This is a genomic window from Azospirillum brasilense (genome assembly GCF_022023855.1).
Lineage (GTDB): Bacteria > Pseudomonadota > Alphaproteobacteria > Azospirillales > Azospirillaceae > Azospirillum > Azospirillum brasilense_F.
This window is the reverse complement of sequence record NZ_CP059452.1, coordinates 665,988-687,779: the sequence shown is the minus strand read 5'-3', so window position 1 is coordinate 687,779 and position 21,792 is coordinate 665,988. Positions and strand designations below refer to the sequence as shown.

The following is a 21,792-nucleotide window of genomic DNA, read 5'->3' as shown; positions in this document are numbered from 1 at the left end:
CCCATCATGTCGATTTCCCGTCGCCTTCTCCTGAAGACCAGCGCCGCGGCCGGCGCGCTCGCCGCCTTTGCGGGTGGCTTCTCCGACACCGGGCGCAAGCTCGTGAAGGGCGCCTGGGCCGGGGACAAGCCCGACCACGCCATCTCCGGCAACGCCCCGGCCCCGGAATTCCGCGTCGATCCTGCGACCGGCGACCTCACCCCGACGCCGGGCCAAATCGTCGCCAACGTCGCCTGCCTCGGCTGCACCACCCTGTGCGGCGTCCGCGTCCGGGTCGATGTGGAGAAGAACAAGGTGCTGCGCGTCGCCGGCAACCCCTACAGCCCGCTGTCCACCGATCCCTTCCTGCCCTACGGCACGCCGATCAAGGAGAGTTTCAAGTCCCTGTCGCGGCTGGACGAGAAGGGGCTGAAGGGCCGCTCGACCGCCTGCGGCCGTGGCAACGCGGCGCTGGAGATGCTGACCTCGCCCTTCCGCGTCGCCACGCCGATGAAGCGGGTCGGCCCGCGCGGCTCCGGCCAGTGGGAACCCATCGCCTTCGACCGGCTGGTCCAGGAGATCGCGGAGGGCGGCGACCTGTTCGGCGAAGGTCCGGTGCCCGGCCTGCGGGCGCTGCGCGACCTGAAGACGCCCATCGACCCGGCCGCCCCCGAATTGGGGCCGAAGGTCAATCAGGTGGCCCTGCTGTCGTCCGTCAACGACGGGCGGGAGCCCTTCGTGCGGCGCTTCTTCAACCAGGCTCTGGGGACGATCAACTTCGTCGGGCACGGCTCCTACTGCGGCGGCGCCTACCGCTCCGGCTCCGGGGCGGTGTTCGGCGACGCCAAGAAGATGCCGCACGCCAAGCCGGACCTGCAGAACGCCGAGTTCGTGCTGTTCATCGGCACCGCCCCGTCGAACGCCGGCAACCCGTTCAAGCGGCAGGCCATGCTGCTCGCCAAGGGGCGGACGGACGGCGTTCTGAACTACGTCGTCGTCGATCCGGTGCTGACCAACGCCGACAACCGCGCGGCGGCGGAGCGGTCCGACTGGATTCCCATCCGGCCCGGCACCGACGGCGCCCTGGTCCTGGGCATGATGCGCTGGATGTTTGAGAACGGGCGCATCGACGCCACCTACCTGTCCCAGCCCAATGGCAAAGCGGCGGAGGCGGCGGGCGAGGCCGGCTGGTGCAACGCCACCCATTTGGTGATCCAGCAGACGGGCCACCCGCGCGACGGCCGGATGCTGCGCGCCTCCGACCTCGGCTGGGTGACGCTGGACGAGAAAGAGCGCTACGGCGCCAAGGACGCCTTCGTCGTGCTCGACCCCAGCGGGACTCCGGTGGCCCACGACGCCCTGACGGGACCGGCCGTTCTGTTCCACGGCGGGACGGTGGCAACCCCGGCGGGCGACGTCGCGGTGAAGACCAGCCTGACCCTGCTGCGCGAGCAGGCGATGAAGCTCGACCTCGCCGGCTACGCCGACGCCTGCGGCATCCCCGCCGACGTCATCGCCGGGCTGGCGCGGGAGTTCACCAGCCACGGCAAGAAGGCTGCCGCCAACACCCACGGCGGCATGATGGCCGGCAACGGCTTCTACAACGCCTTCGGCGTGGTGACGCTGAACACGCTGATCGGCAACCTGAACTGGAAGGGCGGCACCATCTTCGGCGGCGGGCGCTTCCCGGACGAGCAGGACGGCCCGCGCTACAAGCTGGCAAGCTTCCCCGGACAGGTGAAGCCCTCCGGCACGGCCATCAGCCGCCCCATTCCCTACGAGAAATCCAGCGAGTTCAAGGCGAAGAAGGAGGCCGGCAAGCCCTATCCGGCCAAGGCGCCCTGGTACCCGAACGCCCCGCAGCTCACCACCGAGTATCTGACCAGCGGCGTGGTGGACGGTTACCCGTACCCGCTGAAGGCCCTGTTCCTGTGGAACAGCAACCCGGTCTACGGCATCCCCGGTGTGCGCGCCCAGGTGGAGGCGACGCTGCGCGACCCGAAGGCGCTGCCGCTGATCGTCGCCATCGACCCCTTCATCAACGAATCCACGGCCTTCGCCGATTACATCATCCCCGACACCGTGCTGTACGAGACCTGGGGCTGGGCGGCCCCCTGGGCGGGCGTGCCGACCAAGACCTTGACGGCGCGCTGGCCGGTGGTGACGCCGCGCACGGAGCCGCTGCCGGACGGCCGCCACGTCCAGATGGAGACCTTCCTGATCGCGCTCGCGAAGCGGCTGGGCCTGCCCGGCTTCGGCCCGGACGCCATCGCCGACATGGACGGGAACACCCATCCGCTGGAGCGGCCCGAGGACTGGTACCTGCGCGGCGGCGCCAACATCGCGTGGCTGGGCAAGCAGCCGGTGCCCGACGCCACGGACGAAGACATCGCCTTGTCCGGCGTCGCCCGCGTCCTGCCAGCTCTCCAGGCGGTGCTGAAGGAGGAGGAGTGGCGCAAGGTCGCCTTCATCCTGGCGCGCGGCGGGCGCTACCAGAACCAGGCGGAGGGCTTCGAGGGCGACAAGGCCACCCACCGCTTCAAGGACGGGCTGCTGGTCTACAACGAGGCGGTCGGCGCTGCCAAGAGCAGCGTCACCGGCAAGCGCTGGACCGGCACCGCCGCCTGGACGCCCCCGGCCTTCGCCGACGGCACGCCGATGCGGCAGGTCCACAGGGTGGAGGACTGGCCCTTCCAGCTCATCAGCTCGAAATCGGTGCTGGTCAGCGCCTACACCATCGCGGCGAGCCGCCTGCGCCACCTGCACCCGGAGAATCCGGTGGGCATCAACGCGGAGGACGCGCGGCGGCTGGGCATCGCCACCGGAGACCGCATCCGCATCGCCACGCCAGGCGGGTCGGAGTTGGCGACCGCCATCGTCCGGCACGGCGTGATGCCCGGCGTGCTCGCCGTCGAGCACGGCTTCGGCCACAAGGAGTTCGGCGCGCGGCCGCACGTCATCGGCGGCCTCAGCCAGCCGGTGGTGCCGGAGATCGGTGCGGGGGTGAACATCAACGACCTCGGCCTGCACGACCCGACCCGTCCGGGCGCCTCGGTCTGGGTCGATCCCATCGCCGGAACGGCGGTGCGCCAGGGCCTTCCCGCCAAACTGGAGCGAGTCGCCGCGGCATGAGCCATGGTTGGCAGGACGATCGCCATTCGAGTTCCCTCTCCCCTCTGGGGAGAGGGTTACTTCATCCCGTCACGCGTCGAGGTCGGGCATCCGCCAGTTCCCGCCCAGATCGGCGTTGCGCAGCAGCAGGAACAGCTCGTCCTGCGAGCGGGTGACGGCGGTGTAGAGCCAGCGCCATTTGTGCTCACGGAAGGCGGCGGAATCGTCGAGCACGGTGACGGAGGGGAACTCCGACCCCTGGGCGGAATGGCAGGTGATCATCCAGGCCCAATCGAACTGCTGCACGTCGCGCTCCACCCGCGGCGCCTTGGTCTCGCCGCTGTAGTGGGCCTGGAACATCCAGGGGTGAACCATCAGCTTGCTGCGGGGCTTCACCTCGTCCTCCATATGGACGCCGAGCGACCACAGCCCGTCCTGGCGCCCCCGCCCTTCCGCCGCCGGGCGGGTCAGCGTGCCGATCATGCCGTTGAACAGACCCTCCTCGCGGTCATTGCGGCGGCAGATCACCCGCTCGCCGGCCTGGGGCATCACCGTGTCGAAGCCATGGCGGGTGCGGATGCGCCGGGTGAAGTCGGTGCGCACACGGTGGGTGCCGCAGATGGTCTGGGTGTCCACCCGCAGGGCCAACGGCTCGGTCACCCGGTTCAGCGGCAGGACATGGGCGTTTCCGGCGGTGCCGAAACGGCGCGGCAGCTCCTGCCGGCGCAGCAGATGGGCGAGCCGGATCACCGGGCTCTCCCGCGCCGTGCGGTGCGGCTCGACCAGCCGAAAATCCGGCTCGCCCTTGGTCAGCGTGCCCTGGCCGGTCACCGGGGGGAGCTGATAGTCGTCGGCGATCATCAGGATCTTCTTGCCGGAGCGCAGAAGATCGCCCGCCACGTCGTCCCCGACCATCGAGCCCTCGTCGCAGACGATCAGGTCGGCCTCGGCGAACTTGCCCTCCGACTTGCGGGCGAAGAACAGCTCGCCGGTGTCGTCGTCCTGCCGCGGCGCGTAGATCAGCGAATGCAGCGTCGCCGCCCGGTCGATGCCTTTGCGGCGCAGCACCTGGGCGGCCTTGCCGGTGGGCGCGCCGACCACGAAATTCTCCAGATTGCGGCGGTCCTGGAGATGGTCCAGCGCGAAGACGGTGGTCTTGGTCTTGCCGGTTCCGGCCTCGCCGGCCAACCAGAACATCTGCGGGGCCGCGGGGTCGGCGTACCAGGCGTCGATGGCCTGGATCGCCCGGAACTGCTCATCGGTCGGGGTGTCGGTGGTGCTTGGCATGGAGCGCGGGGGAGGGGGCTGCTGGGCGGGACACACTAGCCCGCCCGGCTGCCCGCGGCCAAGCCTTACGGCTCGGCCCGGAAGGGACCGCTGATAACCCGGCGCAGGCCGGCGAACAGGGTCAGCCCGCCCGACACCACCCCGACATAGACGAACAGCGCGTCATGCCCGAACCACTCCATGGCCGCCGTCGCCAGCAGCGGCCCGAGGGCCGCCCCCAACGCCCAGGCGAGCAGCAGCGCGCTCGCCAGCGGCACCGTCTCCTCCACCGTCACATGGTCGTTGGCGTGGGCGACGCAGATCGCGTAGAGCGACAGGGCGGCGCTGCCCCACAGGGTGAACAGGCCGAGCAGGACGGTCTGCGGCGCCGCCCCGCCGGGCGGGTTGGCGAAGGCGGCGATCAGGAAAGCGGCGACCGTCGCCACGGCGGACACCGCGAAGATCACCAGCCGCCGGTCGTGCCGGTCGGAGAATCGGCCGATCGGCCATTGCAGAACCACGCTGCCCACCTGGATGCCCGACATGATCAGCGCGACCCCGGCGGCGGGCAAGGCCAGCCCGGCGAGCCAGGCCGGGCCGATGCCGGTGACCGCGGTGTTGCACAGCCCGACCATCAGACAGCCGGCAAAGGCCACCGGCGCCCGCCGCACATACTGCCAGGGCGACGGCGACGGCCCCTTCGGCGCGGCGCTGGCCGGCGGGCGGATCACCGCCACCGGCACCAGCGACAGGCCGTAGCAGCCCGCCGCCAGGACGGTCAGCCACAGGGCCGACAGGTCCGGGCTGGCGAGCAGCATCTGGCCGCCGATCACCGCCACCTTGCAGGCGATCATGTAGAGGGAGAAGACGCTGCCCCGCGATCCCGGCGGCGTCAGGCTGGCCAGCCCGCTTTCCGCGACGGTGAGCATCCCGACATAGGACACCCCCATCAGCAGCCGCAGCCCCACCCAGGCCCGCGCGTCGGGCAGCAGGTTCAGCAGCAGCGTGGCGGCGGCGGCGAGCAGCCCGAAGGCGGCGAAGGACCACACCCCGCCCACCCGGCGGATCATCCAGGGCGCCGCCCAGCAGCCCAGCACGAAGCCGACCGAATAAGCCGACGCCACCGCCCCGACGACCAGCGGCGGGGCCGCCGCCTCGGCGAGGCGAAGCGGCAGCAGGATCTGCAGGATGCCGTTGGCGACCTGGATGACGCAGACGCCGAGGATCAGCGCGGCCAGCACCGTCAGAGGCGAGGCCGGAGGCCGATGGGTGGTGTGGGGCAAGATCGCGGGAAGGTCAGTGGTTGCCGGGCAGGGCGTCCAGCGGGTCGTCCGCCGCCGGCTGCGGGCGGGCGCCGGCGAGATGGCCGTCCACCAGCGCACGCAGGAAGCCGCGGGTGCGCTCCTGCACCGGGTTGGTGAAGATCTGCTCCGGCGAGCCGGACTCGACGATGCGCCCGTCGGCCATGACGACCACGGTGTCGGCGACCTCGCGGGCGAAGCCCATCTCGTGGGTCACCACCATCATGGTCATGCCTTCCTCGGCCAGCGTCTTCATAACCTGGAGCACCTCGCCGACCAGCTCGGGGTCGAGCGCGGAGGTCGGCTCGTCGAACAGCATCACCTTCGGCTTCATGGCGAGCGCGCGGGCGATGGCGGCGCGCTGCTTCTGCCCGCCCGACAGGGTGGACGGATACACATCGGCCTTGTCGTCCAGCCCCACCTTGCGCAGCAGCCCCATGGCAAGCTCCCGCGCCTCGGCCTTGGCCATGCCGCGCACCACGACGGGAGCGCGCATGACGTTCTCCACCGTGGTCATGTGCGGAAACAGGTTGAAGGACTGGAAGACCATGCCGGTCTCGGCGCGCAGCGCGTTCAGCTCCTTGTCGGGCAGCGGCTTGCCGTCGGCGATGATGGTCCGGTGGTTGATGCGGATCTCGCCGCGGTCGGCGGTTTCCAGGCAGTTGCAGCAGCGCAGCAGCGTGCTCTTTCCCGAACCGGACGGGCCGATGACCACGGTGGTGCGCGACGGCGGCACGGTCAGGCTGACGTCCTTCAGCACCTCGGTGCTGCCGAAGCTCTTGTAGACGTTGCGGATCTCGATCACCGGCTTACCCTCTTTCCACGGTCATGCGCTTTTCGATCTGGCGCAGGATCCAGGTGGCCGCGTTGGTCAGCACGAAATAGATCAACGCCACGGCGATGTAGACCTCCAGCGCGCGGAAGCTGGTGGAGATGATGCGCTGCCCCTCGCGCATCACGTCGTCGATGGTCAGCAGCGACACCAGCGCAGAATTCTTGATCAGCGCGATGGTCTCGTTGCCCAGCGGCGGCAGCATGCGGCGGAAGGCCTGGGGCAGAACCACCTCCCACATCGCCTCGCGGTAGGACATGCCGAGCGAGCGGGCGGCTTCCATCTGGCCGCGGTCGATCGACTGGATGGCGCCGCGCACCACCTCCGACACGTAGGAGCCGCTGTAGATGCCGAGCCCGATCACGCCGCACAGCCACGCCGGCAGCAGGATTCCGAACTGCGGCAGGCCGAAGAACAGCAGGAAGAGCTGCACCAGCAGCGGCGTGCCGCGGATGAAGGCGACATAGGCCGACGCGATGCCGTACAGCACGCGCCGCGCCGGGTTGAGGCGGATGATGCCGACGAGCAGGCCAAGCACGGCGCTGAGCAGGAAGGCCGCCGCGGTCACCTCGATGGTGACCACGGTGCCCTTCAGCAGCTCCGGCAACCCTCCCCAGACGGGGGCGAAGTCGAGCGTCACGGGAGGGGTCCTCCGTTCACGAAGATATCGATCACTTCTTGGCTTCGAACCACTTGTCGACCAGCTTCTGATAGGTGCCGTCGGCCTTCAGCTTGGTGATGGCGGCGTTCACCTTGGTCACCAGCTCGGTGTTGTCCTTGCGCATGGCGAAGCCGTAATCCTCGGTGGTGAGCTGGTCGTCCAGCACCTTCACGGTCGGATGCGTCTGGGCGTAGAGCTTGGCGGCGGGCTTGCCGGTCACCGCAACGTCGGTGCGGCCGGTCTCGACCTGCCCGAACATCTCGGCGTTGGTCTCGACCTCGACGATCTTCGTCTTCGGGAAATGCTCCTTCAGATGGACGACCGACTTGGTACCGATCTGCACGGCGGCGGTCTTGCCTTCGAGGTCGGCCGGGCCCTTCACGGCGGTGTTGTTCGCCTTGACCATGATGACGAGGCCGCCCGGATAGTAGGTGTCGGAGAAGGCGACCACCTTGCGACGCTCCTCGGTGATGTACATGGCCGAGGCGATCATGTCGAAGCGGTTGGCCATCAGGCCGGGGATCAGGCCCTTGAAGTCGATGTCCACCCACTCGACGCCCTTGGTGGCGCCCAGCTCCTTAGCGATGGCCTCGACCAGCTCGATGTCGAAGCCGGTCTTCTTGCCGTCCTGCGAGAATTCGAAGGGCGCGAAGGTGGCGTCCACGCCGACGCGGAAGGTGCCGTTCTGCTTGATCGAGGCGATCACCGCGTCCTCGGCGCGGGCCGGGACGGACCCGGCGCCGACCACCGTGACGACCGCGGCGGCGGCGAAGGAGGCGGCGGCGAGAAACTTACCAAAGGACTTCATGGGTCGGAATTTCCCTGTTCGTTGCGCCTGCGTTGCCAGTTTCGGACGCCGGGGAACCCCCTTGCGCAGCGAGCGGCTTGGCAGCGCCATGTTTTGCCTATAAAACATATGTTGCCCAGGGAAAACAGTCGCGTCAACGCCGTTTGTCATACTGGAGCATGATGGACGCCCTATGGCAACGCTGGTATTGCGGCCACGTAACGCGAACGTCGCGGAAGCCGGGGGCGACCGAACAGGGAAGCAGAAAGTTTTGCTGACAAAACACTTGTCGCACGGGAGAGAGGATATGGACGTTTTCGGGTTTCGCGCCGCGCGCCGTCCGGTGCTGGTCAGCCTGCCCCATGTCGGCACGGCGCTGCCGGACGGATTCATAGGCCGGCTGGTGCCGGAGGCGCAGGGCCTGCCCGACACGGACTGGCACCTGCCGCGGCTCTACGACTTCCTGGAGGATCTCGGAGTCGGGGTGATCCAGGCGCGCTTCTCGCGCTACGTCGTCGACCTGAACCGCCCCAGCAACGACACGCCGCTCTACAGCGGCGCCACCACGGGCCTGTGCCCGACCACCCTGTTCGACGGGGCGCCGCTGTACCAGCCGGGCGCCGAACCGGACGCGGCGGAGGTGGCCGAACGGGTCACCCGCTACTGGGCGCCCTACCACGACGCCATCACCGCGGAGATGACCCGGCTGCGCGACCGGTTCGGGCGGGCGGTGCTGTTCGACGCCCATTCCATCCGCTCCGTCGTGCCGCGACTGTTCGAGGGGCGGCTGCCCGACCTGAACATCGGCACCAACGACGGGCGCAGCGCCGATCCCGTGCTGAGCGACCGGCTGGTCGCGGTCGGCGCGGATGCCGGGGCCGACGGCTTCACCCATGTCCTCAACGGGCGCTTCAAGGGCGGCCACATCACCCGCCATTTCGGGCGCCCGGCCGAGGGCTGGCACGCCGTGCAGCTCGAGATGGCGCAGGTGACCTACATGGAGGAGGATGCGCCCTTCGCCTTCGACGAGGCGCGCGCCGCGCGGATTCGTCCGCATCTCCGGCGCTTCATCGGAGCGATGGCCGATTGGGCTGAGGAGCGGGCGTGATGGAGGCGGTGATGGACAGCGTGACGGGGGACGGCATGAACGAACTGTTCTGCGAACGGGCGCTGCTGCCCGAGGGCTGGGCCTCGAACGTGGCGCTGCGCTTCGACGCGCGCGGCACGCTGACGGCCGTGGAGCGGGACGCCTCCGCGGAGGGCCTGCCTCGGGCCGCCGGACCGGTGATCCCCGGCATGCCCAACCTGCACAGCCACGCCTTCCAGCGCGCCATGGCCGGGCTGACCGAATACGCCGGCGCGTTGGAGGACAGCTTCTGGACGTGGCGCGACGCCATGTACGGCTTCGTCCGCCGCATGACGCCGGAGGCGGCGGAGGCCGTCGCGTCGCTGCTCTACATGGAGATGGCGAAGCAGGGCTACACGGCGGTGGCGGAGTTCCACTACCTGCACCACGGTGCCGACGGGCGCCCCTACGCCGACCGGGCGGAGATGTCGCGCCGCATCCTGGCCGCTGCCGACACGGCCGGGATCGGCCTGACCCACCTGCCGGTGCTCTACGCCCACAGCGGCTTCGGCGGCAAGCCGCCGTCCGACGGGCAGAAGCGCTTCATCAACGACGTGGACGGGCTGCTGTCCATCGTCGCCGCCATGCAGAAGGCGATGGGCACGGAGCGGGCGGGCCGCCGCACCGGTCTCGCCCTGCATTCGCTGCGCGCGGTGACGCCGGAGGAGATGCGCGACGCGCTGGCCGGCCTCGACGCGCTCGACACCGGCGCGCCCATCCACATCCACATCGCCGAGCAGACGGCGGAGGTGGACGACTGCGTAGCCTGGAGCGGCAAGCGCCCGGTGGAGTGGCTTCTGGAGAACGCTCCGGTCGGGCCGCGCTGGTGCCTCGTCCACGCCACGCACGTGACCCCGGCAGAGGTGGACGGCATGGCGGCGAGCGGCGCGGTGGCCGGTCTTTGCCTGACGACCGAGGCCAATCTGGGCGACGGGCTGTTCCCGGCGATCCCCTTCCTGGCGCAGGGCGGGCGGTTCGGCGTCGGGTCAGACAGCCACATCAGCGTGTCCGCGGCGGAGGAGCTGCGCCTCCTGGAATACGGCCAGCGGTTGGTGCAGCGGCGGCGCAACGTGCTGCGCATCGGGGATTGCCCGTCCATCGGCGGCGGCCTCTACCGGGCGGCGGTGGCCGGCGGCGCGCAGGCGCTGGGCCAGCCGGTGGCTGGCGGCGGCATTCAGGTGGGCCAGCCCGCCGACCTCGTCGTGCTTGACGCCGACAACCCGAAACTGCTTTCTCGGACCGACGACAGCCTTCTGGACGCCTATGTCTTCGCCAGCGACGGGCACGCCGTGCGCGACGTGGTCGCGGCGGGGCGGACCGTGGTGCGCGACGGCCGCCACGTCCGGGAGGACGCCATCCGGGCCGCCTACCGGCGCGCCATCGAGGGGTTGCGCCGGGACACATGAGCGAGACCGATCCGAACACCTACATCGCCCCGGCGCTGCAGCGCGGGCTGGCCATCCTGGAGCTGTTCACGCCGCAGCGCCGGACGCTGTCCCTGACCGACATCGCCAAGGCGCTGGGGATCGGGCGGGCCTCGGCCTACCGGCTGGTCTTCACGCTGGAGCATCTCGGCTACATCGGGCGGGTGGGGGACGGCAAGTCCTACCGCTTGGCGCCGCGGTCGATGCAGCTCGGCTATCATTACCTGTCGGGGCTGGACGGGATCGAGGTGGCGATCCCCTACATCGACGGGCTGCGCGACAGCACGCAGATCTCGGCCCACATGGCTGTGCGCGACGGGACGGAGATCGTCTACGTCTACCGCGCGCACTCGCACATGACGCTGTCCAGCAACATCGCGGTCGGCTACCGCCTGCCGGCCCACGCCACCGCGATGGGGCGGATGCTGCTGAGCGGCCTCACCGACGAGGCCATCGCGCAGCTCTACACCGGCGTGCGTCTGGACCGCTACAGCGACACCACGGCGGTCACGCTGACCTCGCTCATCCAGGAGGTGGCGGAGGACCGCAAGCGCGGCTGGACGATGAACCGCTCCTCCTTCGTGTCGGGGATCGTCGCCATCGCGGCGGCCATCCGCGACCACCGGGGCGAGGTCATCGCAGCCATCAACCTCTCCGGCCCCAGCGCCGTGATGGACCAGCCCGCCACGCTCGACCATCTGCGGACCAAGGTGGTGGAGACGGCGGACGCGATCTCGCACCAGCTCGGCTACCTGCCGCGCGGCTGAGCGGTGGGCACGGCGAAGCGGTCGCCCAAATGACCCTCGCCCCTCCGGGGAGAGGGGATGTCTTTTCCCGGGACGTAGAACGCGGCATTCTGACCGGGTCGGAAGATTGCAGGGGAGAAGCCCCATGCGTGCACACCGCAACGCCCTGCGCATCGCCCTCATGGCGACGGTCGCATGGGGCAGCACCGCCCTCGCCGCAGAAACCGCCGGCCCCTCCTTCTCCTGCGCCAAGGTGGAGGCGGGCAGCATCGAGCAGATGGTCTGCACCGACGCCGACCTGTCGGCGCTCGACCGCAAGCTGGCCGAGGTCTATGGCGAAGCCTCGGGCAAGGCGGCGAACGAACACCCCCCGGTGCTGAAGGCGGAGCAGCACGGCTGGATCAAGGGCCGGAACGACTGCTGGAAGGCCGACGACCGCCGCGCCTGCGTCGGGGAGCAATACCGCCTGCGCATCGCCGAGCTTCAGGCCCGGTACCGGCTGGTGCCCTCCATCGGCCCGGTCCGCTTCGCCTGCGACGGCCAAGCGGGCAACGAGCTGACCGCCACCTTCTTCGAGTCCGAGCCGCCGATGATGATCGCCGAACGCGGCGACGAGGTGTCGCTGATGGTCGGCCAGCCGGCGGCGTCCGGCGCCCGCTATCAGGGCCGCAACGAGAGCTTTTGGGAGCATCAGGGCGAAGCGCGGGTGACCTGGGGCTACGGCGCTCCGGAGATGACCTGCCGGAAGGCGCCGTAAGCCCTCAACCTAACTCCTCACGCGGGGTCCTTTACCCGCGCGCCGCGACGCGGGCGAGGACGGCGCAGGCCCCCGGCCCGGTCTCCAGCGTGGCGGCGGTGTCGTCCAGACGGGCGGTCCAGCCCGGCGACACGCGCGCCACGCTATCGCCGGTGCGCAGGATCACCTCGCCGGCCAGCGCGTGGACCAGCGCCACGCCGCCGGCCGGGATGTCCGCGGCTTTGTCGGCCGGCAGGATGTCGAGCCGGGCGTCGGCCCGCTCGCGGTCGAAGATCAGGTTGAAGTCGCGGATCGGCCCGTCAAGCAGGGCGCAATCCACCGCTGCGTCGCCGGAGAAGCGGAAGGGAGCGGCGCGGTTGGTGACGGTCGCCGGGACGCCGTCCACGGTCAGCCGCATGCCGGCCCCCTCGATGACGGCGATCAGCCGCTCGCAGCCGGTGAAGGCGGAGAAGGGACCGGCCTCCGCCACGTCGGCGATGCTGACCCGCCAGAGGAAGCGGCCGGGGGCGCCGGGCAGCTCCTGGAGGGCGATTTCGGTGGTCGTCCCGCCGCCGTTCTTCCAGGGCATGCGGCGGTAGCGGGCGGGGTCGAGAAGAGAAACAGCCATAAGAATCCTCTCGGGACGGGGGAGGGCGTCCGGCCCATCCCCTGTCCCTTGTCCTCGTCAAAGTGTCTGCGGCGCCGATGGGCGGTGCGTCAGGCGTCCCCGAGCGACTGGGTCAGGCCCCGGTGCTTGAGAAGCGCCTCGATGCGCGGCTCGCGTCCGCGGAAGGCGGTGTACAGCTCCATCGGGTCGCGGGTGTCGCCCGACGAATAGATCGTCTTCAGCTTCGCCGCAAGGTCCGGGTCGAAGGGGTTGCCGGTTTCCAGGAACGCCTCGAACCCGTCGGCGTCCAGCACCTCGGCCCACAGATAGGCGTAATAGCCCGCGGCGTAGCCGCTGCCGGCGAACAGGTGCTGGAAATGCGTCGGGCGATGGCGCACGGCGATTTCCGCCGGCATGCCGATCTTGTCCAGCACCGACCGCTCGAAGGCAGCCACATCCGTGTCGGCGGCGTCGCTCCGGGTGTGGAACTCCAGATCGAGCAGCGCCGCCGCGGTGTACTCCACCGTGCCGAAACCCTGGTTGAAGTTGCGGGCGGCGAGCAGGCGACGCAGCAGATCCTGCGGGATCGGCTCGCCGGTCTGGTGGTGCCGGGCGTAGGTGGACAGCGTTTCCGGAATCGCCAGCCAGTGCTCGTAGATCTGCGAGGGCAGCTCCACGAAGTCGCGGCGGACCGAGGTGCCGGACTGGCTTGGGTAGCGCACGTTGCTGAGGCAGCCGTGCAGGAAATGGCCGAACTCGTGGAACAGCGTCTCGGCGTCGTCGAAGCTGAGCAGCGTCGGCTCGCCCTTGGAGAAGTTGTTGTTTGTTGACGATGATCGGCGACACCGCCCCGTCGAAATTCTCCTGGTCCCGGTAGCTGCTCATCCAGGCGCCGGAACGCTTCGACGAGCGGGCGAAATTGTCGTGCAGGAAAATGCCGACATGCCGCCCGTCCTTCTCCGTCACCTCGTAGACGCGGACGTCCGGGTGGTAGACCGGCAGGTCGGGCCGCTCGGTGAAGGTCAGCCCGAACAGGCGCCCGGCGGTGTCGAAGGCCGCGCGCACCATGTTCTCCAGCACGAAATACGGCTTCACCTCCGCTTCGTCGATCTCGTACTTGGCCTGCCGCACCTTCTCCGCGTAATAGCGCCAGTCCCAGGGGGCGATCGGCTCGTTCATGCCCTCCGCCCGGGCACAGTCCTGAAGCTCCGCGCGCTCGGCGGCGGCCTTCTCCTTGGCCGGCCCCCAGACCTGCAGCAGCAGCCGTTCGACGGCGGAGGTGTCCTTCGCCATGCTGTCGTCCAGCTTGAAGTCGGCGTAGCTGGCGTAGCCCATCAACTTCGCCTGCTCGGTGCGCAGCGCGACGATCTCCCGGATCAGCGGGCGGTTGTCGTGCTCGCCCTCATGCTCGCCGCGGCGTATCCAGGCCTCGTAGGCGACCTGACGCAGGTCGCGGCGGGCCGAGAAGGTCAGGAACGGCTCCACCGAGGAACGGGCCAGCGTGATGACGTATTTGCCCTCCTGCCCGCGCTCCTTGGCGGCCTGGGCGGCGGCGTTGCGCGCGAAGTCCGGCAGGCCGGCGAGGTCGCTCTCCTCCAGGACGAGCTGCCAGTCCTTCTCGTCGTGCAGCACGTTCTGGCCGAACAGCGTGTGCAGGGTCGCCAGCCGCTCGGTGATCGCGGTCATCCGCGCCTTGGCGTCCGGCGGCAGCAGCGCGCCGCTGCGCACGAATCCCAGATGCTGGCGCTCCAGCAGGCGCAACTGGTCGGGGGCGAGGTCCAGCGTCGCGCGGCGCTCGTACAGGTCGGCGACGCGGGCGAACAGCGCCGGGTCCAGCGCGATGCGCATGGAATGCTGGGCGAATTTCGGTGCGTAGTCGCGGGCGATGGTCTCCAGCGCGTCGGTGGTGTTGCTGGAGTTCAGGTTCCAGAACACGCCGCCGACCCGGTTCAGGAAGCGCCCGCTGCGCTCCATCGCTTCGATGGTGTTGGCGAAGGTCGGGGCGTCGGGGTTTCCGGTGATCGCCGCGATCTCCGCGATGTTCTCCGCCATGCCATGGTCGAAGGCGGGCGGAAAATGCTCGGCCTGGATACGGTCGAAGGGCGGCAGGCCGAAGGGCGTGGTCCAGGTTTCGAAGAACGGGTTGCTCATCAAGGCCCCTTGCTGACCGGAAACGGAAGACATGCCGAACATGGTGCCGCAACCGGTCCGCCGCCACAACATGCCGGTCGCCGCAGGGCGCATCCCAGAGCGGCGAAAAAGGAAGGAACCGCAACGCAGAATTAGGATAATAAGCCTTTAAATTCACGCTTGAACGACATTGATCCGGTACCATATCCAACCGAGACATAAAAAGGCTTCAAATCTCTCCTAAAGTTTGTTAGCCTCTTGTCAGTGGCGGCCAGGAATTGTCCTCTTGAACGCGCTTCAGGAGCGCCATTCCGCGTGCGCATTTCCCTACAACTCCAGTCTGTTTCAGAGGTGACATCGGTATGCATGCATAGATAAATCTGTTTTCTTGTTCATATGGCCTTCAATTTCATGAGTCTTCGCTGTTTTTGCGTTTTCTCATGTAGATTTACTTTCCCTGTGGTTGGCGGGAGGCGGTCGCGACGCGGCTGTCGAAATTGCTGGCGTGCGGACGAAAGTCCTTGCCTTGCGTGCCTCTCCACCCCGGCACGCCCCTGCTTCCCCCTGCTTCCAATGAAGGCTGCAAGACGGACCGGTCCCGTTCGGGCTCCGGAACCACACGCATTTTGCCAAGAGCGGAGGCATCAGCGGATGACCGCGAAAATTGCCGTAAACGGCGTCACCCGGATTTTCGGGCGCCACCCACGTCAGGCGCTCGACCTGCTGAAGGCGGGTCTTTCCAAGGAAGAGATCTTCAAACGCACCGGCCAGACCGTCGGCGTCCTCGACGCCACATTCGAGGTCGAGGCCGGCGAAATCTTCGTCATCATGGGCCTGTCGGGCTCCGGCAAATCGACGCTGGTCCGCATGCTCAACCGGCTGATCGACCCGACCGCGGGCGAAATCCGGATCGACGGGCGGGACATCACCAAGCTGTCGCGCGCCGAGCTGACCGAGCTGCGGCGGCGCGACCTCGGCATGGTGTTCCAGTCCTTCGCCCTGCTGCCGCACCTGCGGGTGTGGGAGAACGCCGCATTCGGGCTGGAGATCGCCGGGGAAAGCCTGAAGGCGCGGCGCGACAAGGCGCAGCAGGCGCTGGACGCGGTCGGCCTCGGCGCCTACGCGGAGAGCTTCCCGCGGGAGCTGTCGGGCGGCATGCAGCAGCGCGTCGGGCTGGCCCGCGCGCTCGCCAACGAGCCGTCCGTCCTGCTGATGGACGAAGCCTTCTCGGCCCTCGATCCGCTGATCCGGACGGAGATGCAGGACGAGCTGCTGCGGCTTCAGGCCGAACGGCAGCGCACCATCGTCTTCATCAGCCACGACCTGGACGAGGCGATCCGCATCGGCGACCGGCTGGCCATCATGGAAGGCGGCCAGATCATCCAGGTCGGGCGCCCGGACGAGATCCTGAAGCAGCCGGCCAACGACTACGTCCGCTCCTTCTTCCGCAACATCGACGTCACCAAGATCCTGACGGCGGGCGACATCGCCCGGCGCGATCAGGTGACGCTGATCCGCCACACCGGCGAAGGCCCGCGCGCCGCCGTCCGCCAGCTGCGCGAGCGCGACCGCGAGTTCGGCTATGTCCAGGACGGGCGCCGCCGCTTCCAGGGCGTGGTATCGGTGGAGACTCTGGTTTCCGCCATCGAGCGGCACAACGGCTCCGCCACGCTGGACGAGGCGCTGCTTCCGGGCATCGAGCCGCTTCCCGTCGACCTGCCGATGGACGAGGTGCTGCCGCGCATCGCGTCGGCCCCGTGCCCGCTGCCGGTGGTGGACGGGCAGGGCGCCTATGTCGGGGCGATCTCCAAGACCGCCTATCTGGAAACCCTTGGACGGACGCGCTGACCATGGAGTTCAAGCTTCCCATCGGCGATTGGGCCGACGCCGCCGTGATGTTCCTGCTGGACCACGCGCAATGGCTGTTCGACGGCATCGACCTCGTGGTCGGCGCGGTCGCCGACGGCGTCCAGGCCGCCCTGACCTCGCTGCCCGGCGTGGGGCTGGCCGCCATCGTGGTGCTGATCGGTCTATGGCGGAATGGCTGGCGCTTCGCGCTGTTCGCCGCAGCCTCGCTGCTGGTCGTCGCCGGGCTGGGCATGTGGCACCAGACGGTGGACACGCTGGCCCTGGTGCTGACGGCGACCGCCATCGCCCTGACCATCGGCGTTCCGCTGGGCATCGTCGCCGCGCGCAACGACCGGGTGGAAACGGTGGTGCGTCCGGCGCTCGACCTGATGCAGACCATGCCGGCCTTCGTCTATCTGATCCCGGCGGCCATGCTGTTCGGTCTGGGCCGGGTGCCGGGGATCATCGCGACGATCATCTTCGCCATGCCGCCGGTCGTCCGCCTGACCAGCCTGGGCATTCGGCAGGTCCCGCACGAGCTGGTCGAAGCCGGCCTCGCCTTCGGCTGCACGCCGCGTCAGCTCCTCTTCAAGGTGCAGATGCCGACCGCGCTGCCGTCGATCATGGCGGGCATCAACCAGACGATCATGCTGTCGCTGTCGATGGTCGTCATCGCCTCGATGATCGGGGCGGGCGGCGTCGGCAACGAGGTGCTGCGCGGCATCCAGCGGCTGGACATCGGCCTCGGCGTTGAAGGCGGGCTGGCCGTGGTGATCCTGGCGATCCTGCTCGACCGCATCACCCAGAGTTTCGGAACCCCGGATGCGGGGGGACGCTCTCCCCGATCCGCCTTGCGCTCCCTGCTGAGCCGCCGCCGCGCGGCGCAGCCGAGGGACGACACGCACCTGTCTCCCACGCACGGAGTCACGGAAGCGGGATGAACCGCCATCCCCAAAACCATACAAAACAAAGGATTTTTTGCATGAGACGCACGTTTCTGAAGATGATGGCCCTCGGCGTCGCCGCCGTGATCGGCAGCACCGCCCTGTCCTCCGCGAGCCTCGCTGCCGAGGACAGGAAGCCGGTCCGCATCGGCTGGACCGCCTGGTCCGACGCCGAGGCGGTGACCAAGCTCGCCCAGCGCCTCATCCAGGAACGACTGGATCAGCCGGTCGAGCTGGTGCTTGCCGACATCGGCCTGCAGTATCAGGGGCTCGCCAAGGGCGACCTCGACTTCATGATGATGTCCTGGCTGCCGACCACCCACGCCTCCTATCTGGACAAGGTGGGCAAGGACATCGTGCCGCTGGGCATGCTCTACACCCGCGCCCGCCTGGGCTGGGCCGTGCCGGACTATGTGCCGGAAGATCAGGTGAAGACCATCGCCGACCTCGCCAAGCCGGAAATCCGCGAGAAGCTGAAGGGCAAGATCCAGGGCATCGATCCCGGCTCGGGCCTGATGCAGGCGTCGGAGAAGGCGCTGAAGGACTACGGCCTCGACGGCTACGAGCTGGTCTCAGCCAGCGGCGCCGCGATGACCGCCGCGCTCGGCCGCGCCGATCGGCGCGAGGACTGGATCGCCGTCACTGCCTGGAGCCCGCACTGGATGTTCGCCAAGTGGAAGCTGCGCTACCTGGAGGACCCGAAGGGCTCGCTGGGCGGGCTGGAGCGCGTCCACGTCATGGCCCGCAAGAACTTCTACCAGGAGCACCCCAAGGTCGCCGAGTTCCTGACCCGGATGTATCTGCCGCTGGAGGATCTGGAGAAAATCATGCTGGAGGCCGACGCCACCTCCTATGAGAAGGCGATCGACAACTACATCGCCAACAACAAGCAGCGTGTGGACTATTGGGTGACCGGCGAGATGCCTGCCTCCTGACGAGGCCGGGACAGGCCCGAGGCACTGCCCTTACCCTCACAAGGGTCCGGACAATGCCTCGACGCTGTCCTTTAGCACGCCTTCCAGGCTTCCGGCCAGGGCCAGGGCCTCGTCGGGCGGGGCTTTTTCCAGCGCCAGCGCAAGGTCGCCCAGCCGCTTCGCCCCCATGTTCCAGGACAGCCCCTTGAGCGTGTGGGCGGCGCGGCGGTGCTCGTCACCGGCGGCCAGGGCGGCGCTGATCTGCGCCACCTGCTCCCGCGCGGTGCGGGAAAAGCCCTCCAAGGCCTCGGGCCAGAACTCCGGACCGAGTGCCTCGGCAACGCTGTCCACCTGTTCTCGGTCCAGCAACTCCGCCACCGGAGCGCTTTCCCGGACCGCCTCGTCAACCGGCTCGTCAACCGCCTTGTCAGCCGAACTGTCGATGACCGCGCGGATCGCCGCGTCGAGCGCCGCCGAACGCAAGGGCTTCGGCACGAACCCGTTCATGCCCGACGCCATGCATTCCGGAAGCGAACTGCCCGAGGCGTGGGCGGTCAGCGCGATCACCGGCACCCCGTTGCGCGGCGCCGGCAAGGCGCGGATCAGGCGGGTGGCGGTCAGCCCGTCCATTCCCGGCATCTGGATGTCCATCAGAACCACGTCGAAGGGCTCCTCCGCCCGCTCCACGCTGCGGACCGCCTCGTCCCCATCCATGGCGGTGACAACGCTGTGCCCGCCGCGCACCAGCAACCCGCGCACGATGTCGCGGTTCACCGCGTTGTCGTCCACCGCCAGGACCCGCAAAGGGGGCAGGGGGGCGGCCGGCGGCGCCTCCGCGGCGTGGCGCAGCGCCGCCGGATCGCCCAGCGCGCAGGCGACCGAGAATTGGAACAGGCTTCCCTTGCCCGGCACGCTGGAGACGGAAATCGTCCCGCCGAGCAGCCCGCACAGTTCCTTGCAGATCGCCAGCCCCAGACCGGTGCCACCGTAGCGGCGGGTGATGGAGCTGTCGGCCTGGGTGAAGCGGTCGAACAGCGACGGGATGGACTCGGCGGCGATGCCGATGCCGCTGTCCTCCACCTCGAACTCCAGGAGGAAGCGCCCGTCCGGCAGGTCGGCGCCGCGGCGGGCGCGCACGGCCACATGGCCGGTACCGGTGAACTTCACTGCGTTGCCGACCAGATTGAACAGGATCTGCCGCAGGCGGGCCGGATCGGTGACCACCGCCTCCGGCACGCCAGGCAGCATATGGCAGGACAGGGTCAGCCCCTTGTCCGTCGCCGACGGATTGAACACCGCCATCACCGCCTCCGCGAGGTCGGCGGGCGCGCAGGTCTCCTCCTCGATGGCGATCCGCCCGGCCTCCAGCTTTGAGAAGTCCAGGATGTCGTCGAGCAGCCGCAGCAGGCTTTCCGCCGAACGGCGGGCGACGCCGGCCAGACGCCGCTCCTCCGGTTTCAGCCCGTCGTCGTCCAGCAGGGTCAGCGTGCCCAGGACGCCGTTCATCGGCGTGCGGATCTCGTGGCTGATGGTCGCCAGGAACTCGCTCTTCATCCGGTTGGCGTGTTCGGCGCTGTCGCGGGCGCGGCGCAGGTCGGCCTCGATCTGCTTGGCCTTGGACAGGTCGTGGAAGACGCCGATGAAATGCTCCCGCCCGCCGCCGCGCCAGCTCGACAGGGCGATCTCGGTTGGCAACAGCGTGCCGTCGGCGCGCCGGACCGGCACCTCGCGGATCATGCCGCTCGGGCTGCCGCGGCCGCTGGACTGGTAATCCCGGAACAGGCGGTCATGGTTGCCGGCGTGCCCGTCCGGCATCAGGGCGCTGACGTTCCGCCCGATCATCTCCGCCTCCCGGAAGCCGAAGAGGGATTCCGCCGCCGGGTTGAAGCCGGTGATCACGGCGTTCTGGTCGGTGACGACGATGGGCTGGCCGACCGCGGCGAACATGGCGCGGTAGCGCCGCTCGCTGTCGCTCAGCGACCGTTCCGCCCGCCGCCGTTCCGTCACGTCGGAGCCGGAGCCGCGGTAACCGGCGAAGGCGCCCTGGTCGTCGAAGACGGGCTTGCCGCTGAGCGACCAGATGCGGGTGTCGCCGTCCGGTCCGCGGACCGCGAATTCGAAATCGCGGAAGGGCTGCCGGTCCTCCAGGGTGCGGCGGTGTTCCTCCCAATGGACGCCGTCGCCGGCTTCGCGCTGGGCGATGTCCTCGCAGCGCCGACCGCGGTACAGCTCCGGATCGCGGATCGAGCCGGCGTAGGCGCCGGACACGCCGGCAAAGCACAGATCGGCGTCCATCTCCCAGAACCAGTCGGACGCCGTCTCCGCGATGTCGCGCAGCTTCGTCTTGCTGGCGCGCAGATGCCGCGCCGCCTCGTCCAGCGTGGCATGGGATCGCTCCTGGGCGCGGCTCTGCCACGTCACCAACGCGGCCAGGACGAACAGCAGGGCGGTGGTCAGGCTGGCCCCGACGGAGTAGGCGCGCTGCCGCGCCCAGGTTTCGGCCATGAACTCCGCCTCGCCGAAGCCCGCGCTGACGATCAGCGGGTAGTGCGGAAGGCTGCGGAAGCTGGTCAGGCGGGCCACCCCGTCGACGGGACTGACCGAACGCAGGAAGCCTTGCGTCTTTTCCTGCGCCTGCCGGAGGATCGGCGACATGCCGAGAGCCAATCCGATGATGCGGTCGTCCATGACGCTGCGCGCGCGCAGGATGCCGTCGCGGCCGATGATGGAGATGACTCCGTCATGGCCGACATCCAGATTGTCGAAGGTGCGCCCGAAATAGAAGGGATCGAGCGAGGCGACGATCATCCCGCCGAACCCACCGTCCGGGGCGTCGACCTTGCGGCTGAGCTGGATCGACCATTTGCCCGACGCCCGCCCGAAGACCGGCCGGCTGATGAACAGCCCGTCGACCGTGCCCTCCTTGTGCACGCGGAAATGCTCGCGGTCGGCCAGATTCACCCGGGCCGGGGCGTTGTCCACGCTGGTCTGGATCAGGTCGCCTTTGCCATCCGCGTAGGCGAGCTGGAGCAGCAGGTCCGAATCCAGCGTCGCATTCCGCATCACGTCGCGCAGCAGCGGGCTCTGGCTGCCCAGTCGGTACAGATCATAGCCGATGAAGGACAGGATGCGGTCGGTCCCGGCGATGGCCCGTGTGGTCTGTTCCGCGATGATGTGCGCCAGGTTGCCGGTGTCGCGCTCGGCCCGCTGGAGCGCGTCGCGCTGGTCGCGCTCCGTCAGGTAGAAAGCCGCGGTCCAGGCCGCCGCGGTCAGCAGGAGCGTGGCCATCCACACCCCGGAGACCAGCGCCTTGGACCGGAACGCGTAGGCGCGGTGGCCGTGCTCGGGCAGGGGAAGGGAAACGGCTGTGTCCGGCATCG

15 protein-coding genes and 1 pseudogene are annotated in these 21,792 nt (G+C 69.0%); 8 read left to right on the top strand and 8 right to left on the bottom strand.

All coding sequences use genetic code 11. From position 1 onward, the window contains the following. The first annotated feature begins 6 nt into the window (after positions 1-6). Entirely contained in the window at positions 7-3,111 is a 3,105-nt protein-coding gene (locus tag H1Q64_RS29470) for a molybdopterin dinucleotide binding domain-containing protein (RefSeq protein WP_237907418.1), read from the top strand. Between the two features lie 69 nt (positions 3,112-3,180). On the opposite strand, the gene H1Q64_RS29465 is transcribed toward H1Q64_RS29470, so the two are convergent. The 5 genes from H1Q64_RS29465 to H1Q64_RS29445 all read right to left on the bottom strand — a co-directional run bounded on the left by H1Q64_RS29465 (position 3,181) and on the right by H1Q64_RS29445 (position 7,958). Beyond that, a complete protein-coding gene (locus H1Q64_RS29465) occupies positions 3,181-4,377 on the bottom strand; it encodes an ATP-dependent DNA helicase (RefSeq protein WP_137142537.1) in 1,197 nt (398 codons plus the stop codon). 65 nt (positions 4,378-4,442) lie between these two features. Then, the gene (locus H1Q64_RS29460; protein ID WP_237907417.1) at positions 4,443-5,639 is read right to left on the bottom strand and encodes an MFS transporter; all 1,197 of its coding nucleotides are present in this window, start codon (positions 5,637-5,639) and stop codon (positions 4,443-4,445) included. Between the two features lie 13 nt (positions 5,640-5,652). Beyond that, entirely contained in the window at positions 5,653-6,462 is an 810-nt protein-coding gene (locus H1Q64_RS29455) for an amino acid ABC transporter ATP-binding protein (protein ID WP_237907416.1), read from the bottom strand. Between the two features lie 4 nt (positions 6,463-6,466). Further along, positions 6,467-7,129, bottom strand: coding sequence for an amino acid ABC transporter permease (locus tag H1Q64_RS29450; protein WP_035679436.1), 663 nt, complete (start codon positions 7,127-7,129; stop codon positions 6,467-6,469). 31 nt (positions 7,130-7,160) lie between these two features. Then, entirely contained in the window at positions 7,161-7,958 is a 798-nt protein-coding gene (locus H1Q64_RS29445) for a glutamine ABC transporter substrate-binding protein (protein WP_237907415.1), read from the bottom strand. 286 nt (positions 7,959-8,244) lie between these two features. Here H1Q64_RS29445 and hutG point away from each other — a divergent pair, with 286 nt between their 5' ends. From hutG to H1Q64_RS29425, 4 genes are all read left to right on the top strand, one after another. Further along, on the top strand, positions 8,245-9,045 hold the full coding sequence (hutG, locus tag H1Q64_RS29440; protein ID WP_237907414.1) for an N-formylglutamate deformylase: 801 nt from the start codon (positions 8,245-8,247) through the stop codon (positions 9,043-9,045). A 35-nt stretch (positions 9,046-9,080) separates the two neighbouring features. Further along, complete coding sequence (locus H1Q64_RS29435; RefSeq protein ID WP_237907727.1) at positions 9,081-10,469, top strand: formimidoylglutamate deiminase; 1,389 nt, start codon at positions 9,081-9,083, stop codon at positions 10,467-10,469. Beyond that, on the top strand, positions 10,466-11,254 hold the full coding sequence (locus H1Q64_RS29430) for an IclR family transcriptional regulator (protein ID WP_237907413.1): 789 nt from the start codon (positions 10,466-10,468) through the stop codon (positions 11,252-11,254). The genes H1Q64_RS29435 and H1Q64_RS29430 overlap by 4 nt, the downstream gene beginning before the upstream one ends. Before the next feature lie 124 nt (positions 11,255-11,378). After that, the gene (locus tag H1Q64_RS29425) at positions 11,379-11,990 is read left to right on the top strand and encodes an MliC family protein (protein ID WP_237907412.1); all 612 of its coding nucleotides are present in this window, start codon (positions 11,379-11,381) and stop codon (positions 11,988-11,990) included. Between the two features lie 31 nt (positions 11,991-12,021). Here H1Q64_RS29425 and H1Q64_RS29420 read toward each other — a convergent pair whose 3' ends face one another. Together H1Q64_RS29420 and H1Q64_RS29415 are read right to left on the bottom strand one after the other, a co-directional pair. Then, a complete protein-coding gene (locus H1Q64_RS29420; RefSeq protein WP_237907411.1) occupies positions 12,022-12,597 on the bottom strand; it encodes a HutD family protein in 576 nt (191 codons plus the stop codon). Positions 12,598-12,686: 89 nt separating this feature from the next. Continuing rightward, positions 12,687-14,727 (bottom strand): annotated as a pseudogene (locus H1Q64_RS29415) (M3 family metallopeptidase). Positions 14,728-15,357: 630 nt separating this feature from the next. Between H1Q64_RS29415 and proV the strand changes: the two are divergent. From proV to H1Q64_RS29400, 3 genes are read left to right on the top strand one after another with little or no spacing between them, the layout of a single operon-like run. Beyond that, positions 15,358-16,554 carry a glycine betaine/L-proline ABC transporter ATP-binding protein ProV gene (gene proV, locus H1Q64_RS29410; RefSeq protein WP_145674028.1) on the top strand — a complete coding sequence of 399 codons (1,197 nt, stop codon included), beginning with the start codon at positions 15,358-15,360 and terminating at the stop codon, positions 16,552-16,554. Positions 16,555-16,556: 2 nt separating this feature from the next. After that, positions 16,557-17,495 carry an ABC transporter permease gene (locus H1Q64_RS29405; RefSeq protein WP_237907410.1) on the top strand — a complete coding sequence of 313 codons (939 nt, stop codon included), beginning with the start codon at positions 16,557-16,559 and terminating at the stop codon, positions 17,493-17,495. Positions 17,496-17,536: 41 nt separating this feature from the next. Then, complete coding sequence (locus H1Q64_RS29400) at positions 17,537-18,433, top strand: glycine betaine ABC transporter substrate-binding protein (protein ID WP_237907409.1); 897 nt, start codon at positions 17,537-17,539, stop codon at positions 18,431-18,433. A gap of 36 nt (positions 18,434-18,469) precedes the next feature. On the opposite strand, the gene H1Q64_RS29395 is transcribed toward H1Q64_RS29400, so the two are convergent. After that, complete coding sequence (locus tag H1Q64_RS29395; RefSeq protein WP_237907408.1) at positions 18,470-21,790, bottom strand: PAS domain S-box protein; 3,321 nt, start codon at positions 21,788-21,790, stop codon at positions 18,470-18,472. Positions 21,791-21,792 lie beyond the last annotated feature (2 nt).

Bases quoted from the DNA above. Each gene is read 5' to 3' on its own strand.
- proV (WP_145674028.1), top strand. From the start codon at position 15,358: ATGACCGCGAAAATTGCCGTAAACGGCGTCACCCGGATTTTCGGGCGC.
- H1Q64_RS29395 (WP_237907408.1), bottom strand. From the start codon at position 21,790: ATGCCGGACACAGCCGTTTCCCTTCCCCTGCCCGAGCACGGCCACCGC.
- H1Q64_RS29405 (WP_237907410.1), top strand. From the start codon at position 16,557: ATGGAGTTCAAGCTTCCCATCGGCGATTGGGCCGACGCCGCCGTGATG.
- H1Q64_RS29435 (WP_237907727.1), top strand. From the start codon at position 9,081: ATGAACGAACTGTTCTGCGAACGGGCGCTGCTGCCCGAGGGCTGGGCC.
- H1Q64_RS29445 (WP_237907415.1), bottom strand. From the start codon at position 7,958: ATGAAGTCCTTTGGTAAGTTTCTCGCCGCCGCCTCCTTCGCCGCCGCC.
- H1Q64_RS29430 (WP_237907413.1), top strand. From the start codon at position 10,466: ATGAGCGAGACCGATCCGAACACCTACATCGCCCCGGCGCTGCAGCGC.
- hutG (WP_237907414.1), top strand. From the start codon at position 8,245: ATGGACGTTTTCGGGTTTCGCGCCGCGCGCCGTCCGGTGCTGGTCAGC.
- H1Q64_RS29470 (WP_237907418.1), top strand. From the start codon at position 7: ATGTCGATTTCCCGTCGCCTTCTCCTGAAGACCAGCGCCGCGGCCGGC.
- H1Q64_RS29420 (WP_237907411.1), bottom strand. From the start codon at position 12,597: ATGGCTGTTTCTCTTCTCGACCCCGCCCGCTACCGCCGCATGCCCTGG.
- H1Q64_RS29425 (WP_237907412.1), top strand. From the start codon at position 11,379: ATGCGTGCACACCGCAACGCCCTGCGCATCGCCCTCATGGCGACGGTC.
- H1Q64_RS29400 (WP_237907409.1), top strand. From the start codon at position 17,537: ATGAGACGCACGTTTCTGAAGATGATGGCCCTCGGCGTCGCCGCCGTG.
- H1Q64_RS29465 (WP_137142537.1), bottom strand. From the start codon at position 4,377: ATGCCAAGCACCACCGACACCCCGACCGATGAGCAGTTCCGGGCGATC.